The sequence below is a fragment of the Streptomyces sp. SID11385 genome (genome assembly GCF_010548245.1).
Classification (GTDB): Bacteria; Actinomycetota; Actinomycetes; order Streptomycetales; family Streptomycetaceae; genus Streptomyces.
The window spans coordinates 1-2,998 of record NZ_JAAGLR010000226.1; the positions used below are offsets into that span (position 1 = coordinate 1).

The following is a 2,998-nucleotide window of genomic DNA, read 5'->3' on the forward strand; positions in this document are numbered from 1 at the left end:
CCCGGCAGGAGCGTGGCGAGCAGCAGGAGCAGGAGCGCGAGGACCACGTACCCCGCCCGCCACTCGGCGCCGCGCAGCCCCGCGGCCCACGAGGCCCCCGCGAGCGGCCCGAACGCGCCGAAGAGCAGTGGCCCCACCGCGATCCCCGCGCTCACGCCGGCGCCCCACACGCCCGTGGCCCTGATCCGCGCCGCGCCGCCGGGAAAGGCGTGGGCGATGAGGCCGAGGCTGCTCGTGAGGATCGCCGCGCTCGCCGCGCCCTGTGCGATGCGCGCCACGGTGAACAGCGCCGTGGAGGGCGCGAGCGCCCCGAGTCCCGTCGTCACGCCGAGCGCGACGACGCCCCCCGTGAACATGCGCCGGCGGCCCAGGTCGTCGGCGAGCGAGCCCGCCACGAGCAGGACGGCCGCGAGACCCAGCGGGGTGCCGTTGAGCAGCCACGACTGTGCCGAGATGCCCGTCCCGAGGTCCGCGACGGTGGCCGGGACCGTCACGAGGGGACCCGTGTAGTTCATCATCGCGAGGACGGTCGCGAGGACCGTCAGGACGAGGACCCCGCGCCCCGTCACGGGCCCGGGCCGCGCGGGGGGCCGGTCCCGTTCCCGTACCGCGGGCCCCGTCCTCGTCATGCCGTCCGTACCACGCCCCATGGCGTCGTCCTCCCCAGTAGTCTCCGGGCGCACGAAAGCGGGCCCAACACGCCCCGCACCCCTGCAAGTTCGTTCACTGAACCTTGAGCGGACCGAACATAGCACGGCGAGTTCGTTCACCGAACCGATAAGCGGGTACGCTCCTCGCATGGCTCTCGGCAAGGACTACGCGCGACAGGAGTGCTCCGTCGCCCGCGCGCTGGAGATCATCGGCGAGCGGTGGACGATCCTGGTCGTCCGCGACGCCTTCTACGGGGTGCGGCGCTACAACGACTTCCTCACCCACCTCGGCGCCCCGCGCGCCGTCCTCGCGGCCCGCCTCCAGTCGCTCACCGAGCACGGCGTTCTCGCCAAGCGGCGCTACCAGGAGTCCCCGCCGCGCGAGGAGTACGTCCTGACGCCGCGCGGCGAGAGCCTGTGGCTCGTCCTGTACGGGCTCGGGGTGTGGGGCCGCGGCGAACTCGGCGACACCCGGCCGCTGCGCGAGTTCCGGCACGCGGCGTGCGACACGCCGCTCGCCGTCGAGGGCGTGTGCCCGCGCTGCGGCACACTCCCCGCACCCGGCGAGGTCGACATGCTCCCCGGGCCCGGGCTCGACCCCGACCCGGCCGACCCGGTGAGCCGCGTCCTGCTGCGCCGCCGCCGCATCCTCGCCCCCGTCGACACCACGGGGATCACCGCGAAAAGCTGAGCCGGCAGTCCACTCCCCGAACACCCCCGCCGCCCGCTCCCCTTACCCCCTACACTGCCCGCAGTAGCTGGTTCGCCCCGTCCGCCAGGCGGGAGCGTCGCAAGAGGGAACCCGGTGGGAATCCGGGACTGCCCCGCAGCGGTGAGCGGGAACGACCGCCGTCATACGCACTGGGCCCGGGTACGGGTCTGGGAAGCGACGGCCAGTAGGTGTCCTCCGTCAGGAGGGCGTGCCCGCGAGTCCGAAGACCTGCCGGCCACCCGGACGCGCGCCGAAGCGCGCCCGGACATCCCGGTGACCTCGTGGGCGGGTCGGCGTGCACAGAGGGCGGACGCTCCAGGTCCCGCCCCCTTTGTCGTTCCTTCGCACCCCGTGGACACCCGGGATCTCAGGGATTCATCTCGCGAAGGAGATCTCCGTGACACCGAAGTCCGCAGCCGCGGCAGCACGGGCCACCGTGCACGGCTACCCCCGCCAGGGCCCCGACAGGGAGCTGAAGAAGGCGATCGAGGGGTACTGGAAGGGCCGCGTGGACGCCGCGCGCCTCGACGAGACGGCGCGCGAACTGCGCGCCGCCGCCTGGCGGCAGCTCGCCTCCGACGGCGCCGACGAAGTCCCCACCGGCGGCTTCTCCCTCTACGACCACGTGCTCGACACGAGCGTCATGGTCGGCGCGGTCCCCGCGCGCCACCGCGCCGCCGTCGCGGCCGACGCGCTCGACGGCTACTTCGCCATGGCACGCGGCACCCAGGACGTCGCGCCGCTGGAGATGACGAAGTGGTTCGACACGAACTACCACTACCTGGTCCCCGAGCTGGGCCCGGACACGGAGTTCGCCGCCGACTCGGCGAAGCAGGTCGGCGAGCTGCGCGAAGCGCTCGCGCTCGGCCTGCGCGCGCGGCCCGTCCTCGTCGGCCCGGTCACCTACCTCCTGCTCGCCAAGCCCGCGCCCGGTGTCGCGGACGGTTTCGCGCCGCTGAGCCTGCTCGACCGGCTCCTCCCCGTGTACGAGGAAGTCCTCGCCGACCTGCGCGCGGCCGGCGCGGAGTGGGTCCAGCTCGACGAGCCCGCACTCGTGCAGGACCGCACCCCCGCCGAACTCGCCGCCGCCGAACGGGCCTACGCCTGCCTCGGAGGGCGCGCGGACCGCCCGAAGCTGCTCGTCGCGAGCTACTTCGACCGGCTCGGCGAGGCGCTGCCCGTCCTCGCGAAGGCCCCGGTGGACGGGCTCGCGCTCGACTTCACCGGAGCGGCCCGGGCGAATCTCGACGCGCTCGCCGCCGCCGGGGGCCTGCCCGGCAAGCGGCTCGTCGCCGGGGTCGTCGACGGGCGCAACATCTGGACCGGCGACCTGGAGAAGGCGCTCGCGACGCTCGGCACGCTGCTCGGTCTCGCGGACCGCGTCGACGTCGCCGCGTCCTGCTCGCTGCTCCACGTGCCCCTCGACGCCGCCCGCGAGAGGGACATCGACCCGCAGGTCGTGCGCTGGCTCGCCTTCGCCCGGCAGAAGACCGCCGAGGTCGCGACGCTCGCCAAGGCCCTGAGCCACGGCACGGGCGCGGTCGCCGCCGAACTCGCCGCCCACCGCGCCGTGCTCGCCGCGCGCGCGGCCTCCCCGCTCACCCACGACCCGGCGGTCCGCGCGCGTACGGCGGCG

2 protein-coding genes, 1 pseudogene and 1 riboswitch are annotated in these 2,998 nt (G+C 74.7%); of the genes and pseudogenes, 2 read left to right on the top strand and 1 reads right to left on the bottom strand.

Annotation, left to right across the window (positions count from 1 at the left end):
• Positions 1-650, bottom strand: a 650-nt coding sequence (locus G3I42_RS06985) for an MFS transporter (protein ID WP_164283392.1), incomplete at its 3' end; no start/stop codon positions are given.
• A gap of 148 nt (positions 651-798) precedes the next feature.
• On the opposite strand from G3I42_RS06985, the gene G3I42_RS06990 reads away from it, so the two are divergent.
• Together G3I42_RS06990 and G3I42_RS06995 are read left to right on the top strand one after the other, a co-directional pair.
• Positions 799-1,341, top strand: a complete 543-nt coding sequence (locus tag G3I42_RS06990; protein WP_164283394.1) for a helix-turn-helix domain-containing protein — start codon at positions 799-801, stop codon at positions 1,339-1,341.
• A 101-nt stretch (positions 1,342-1,442) separates the two neighbouring features.
• A riboswitch (cobalamin riboswitch) is annotated at positions 1,443-1,592 on the top strand.
• Positions 1,593-1,759: 167 nt separating this feature from the next.
• Positions 1,760-2,998 (top strand): annotated as a pseudogene (locus G3I42_RS06995) (5-methyltetrahydropteroyltriglutamate--homocysteine S-methyltransferase); the annotation flags it as partial.